Below are 2,301 nucleotides of genomic sequence, written 5' to 3' on the forward strand. Positions count from 1 at the left end.
CCAGTCTTCTTATATGGATAAGATAGGTCTTATGAAAGGGAACAATCCTATATTTATAGTAAAGGGAGTAAAAAGATGAAAAGACTATATGTCTCATATTTTAGGGAGGAGGAAATCCAATGATTAGTTTTGTAGGAGCAGGTCCTGGAGATGTAGATTTAATAACCATTAAAGGGAGGAAACTATTAGAAAAAGCAGATATGGTCATATATGCTGGAAGCCTAGTATCAAAAGAGCATTTAAAATTTTGTAAAGATACTTGTGAGATATATAATAGTGCTTCTATGACCTTGGAAAAAATAGTAGATAAGATGGAAAAGGCAGTAAATGAAGGGTTAAAAGTAGTAAGGTTACATACAGGAGATCCAACTATCTATGGGGCAATAAGAGAACAGATGGATTCATTAGATGAGAGGGATATAGAGTACGAAGTTATCCCTGGTGTTAGCTCCTTTACTGCTGCCTGCTCTGCCATAAAAAAAGAGTTTACATTGCCTAATGTAACCCAAACGGTGATTTTAACAAGAATAGAAGGGCGAACTCCAGTACCAGAAGAAGAGGATTTAGAGTTATTAGCTCAACATAAAGCATCGATGGCTTTATTCCTATCAGTAAAGGATATGAGTAGGGTAGTAGAAAAGTTAAAAAAGGGTTATGGTAATGAGGATATACCAGTAGCTGTAGTATATAAGGCAACTTGGGATGATGAAAAGATAATAATGGGTACTTTAAGGGACATAGAAAAAAAGGTAGAGCAGGCCGAAATTACTAAAACCGCTCAGATATTAGTAGGGGATTTTATAAAAGGAGAATACGAAAGGTCTAAACTATATGACCCATCCTTTTCTCATGAATATAGGGAGGCTTCTAAATGAAAATCGCCTGTATATCTTTTACACAACTGGGAAAAGAAATAGGAGAAAAACTAGTTAAATTGAGCTCTAAAAACAATGAATATACTGTTCATCATTTTATTAATAGTGAAATTAATGGGGGGATTAAATCCATAATTGTTTGTTTATTTGATGAATACGATGGACTAATTTTTATATCTGCTACAGGAATTGCTGTTAGATTTATTAACCCTTATATAATTAACAAAACTGTAGATCCAGCTATAGTGGTGGTAGACGATGAAGGTAATTTTTCTATCAGTTTATTATCAGGCCATATAGGAGGAGCAAATGAAGTAGCTAAATGGGTAGCAGATACTATAGGCGCTATTCCTGTAATTACTACTGCTTCTGACAATAGGGGCATAGAATCCATAGATCTATTTGCAATGAAAAACAATTACTATATGGAGAATATGCGAGCGATAAAGGATATTACTGCCATGATGGTAAATAAAAACAAAATAGGGTTTTATTCCGAGTTGAAGGAAGTTATAAAATATGACAATCTAAAAATAATAGATAATTTTCAGGATATAGATCATTCTATTAAAGGAGTTATTATAGTAAGTTCTCAAAAAGATATAAACATACCCTATGAAAAATACTGTAGATTAATCCCTAAGAATATGAATATAGGTATAGGGTGTAGAAGGGGCATGGAAGGTAAAAGGATAATAGAAGCCATTGAAAATATACTAACTCAATTAAATTTATCTTTTAATGCAATTAAAGCCATAGGAACCATAGAAGTGAAAAAGGATGAAATAGGTATAATAGAGGCTTGTAACCATTTCAAATGTCCTTTGAAAATATTTACTTTAGAAGAGATAAAAAAGGTAGAAGATAATTTCCCGAAATCCCAATTTGTAAAGGAAACAATAGGAGTATATTCTGTATCAGAACCTTCTGCTCACTTACTAGGAGGAAAGATGTTAACTGGAAAAATAAAAAAAGATGGAATAACCATATCTATTTCAAAGGAGACATAGAGGAATGACCTCAAATATTGTGAAAGATACAGTATGTTCTAATGATAACTCAAAGGGGGTACCATATAAGATGATATGGATAATAGGTGGTACTAGTGAATCTAGAAGACTTATAAATAGAATAAAAGATTTAAATAATTATATCGTTACAGTGGCAACAGAGAGCGGAGAAGAATTTTTTCAGGGAACAAGATTTTATATGGGCAGAATGGATTATGATGATATGTTAGATTTTGTTTCTAAAAACCATATATCCATAATAGTAGATCTTTCTCATCCCTATGCAAAGGTAGTTACAGAAAATGCAAGAAAAGTGGCAAAAGAAAAGAATATAAAATATATTAGATATATTAGAAACAAAGTTATCCATAACTCAAAAGGAATATACTTAAAGAGCTATGAGGATACCTATGATT

3 protein-coding genes are annotated in these 2,301 nt (G+C 32.1%); all 3 read left to right on the plus strand.

Features of this window, described 5'->3' with window-relative positions; genetic code table 11:
• The first annotated feature begins 119 nt into the window (after nt 1-119).
• Nucleotides 120-875, plus strand: a complete 756-nt coding sequence (gene cobM, locus VK998_RS11480) for a precorrin-4 C(11)-methyltransferase (RefSeq protein ID WP_325228440.1) — start codon at nt 120-122, stop codon at nt 873-875.
• Nucleotides 872-1,885 (plus strand): cobalt-precorrin 5A hydrolase, encoded by a 1,014-nt coding sequence (gene cbiG, locus VK998_RS11485; RefSeq protein ID WP_325228442.1) that lies wholly within the window; start codon nt 872-874, stop codon nt 1,883-1,885. Before cobM ends, cbiG begins: the two co-directional genes overlap by 4 nt.
• 4 nt (nt 1,886-1,889) lie before the next feature.
• Nucleotides 1,890-2,301 (plus strand): precorrin-6A/cobalt-precorrin-6A reductase (locus VK998_RS11490; RefSeq protein ID WP_325228444.1); only part of this gene is annotated, 412 nt, incomplete at its 3' end.

The organism is Schnuerera sp. (genome assembly GCF_035459645.1).
Lineage (GTDB): Bacteria > Bacillota > Clostridia > Tissierellales > Tepidimicrobiaceae > Schnuerera.

Bases quoted from the DNA above. Each gene is read 5' to 3' on its own strand.
- cobM (WP_325228440.1), top strand. From the start codon at position 120: ATGATTAGTTTTGTAGGAGCAGGTCCTGGAGATGTAGATTTAATAACC.
- cbiG (WP_325228442.1), top strand. From the start codon at position 872: ATGAAAATCGCCTGTATATCTTTTACACAACTGGGAAAAGAAATAGGA.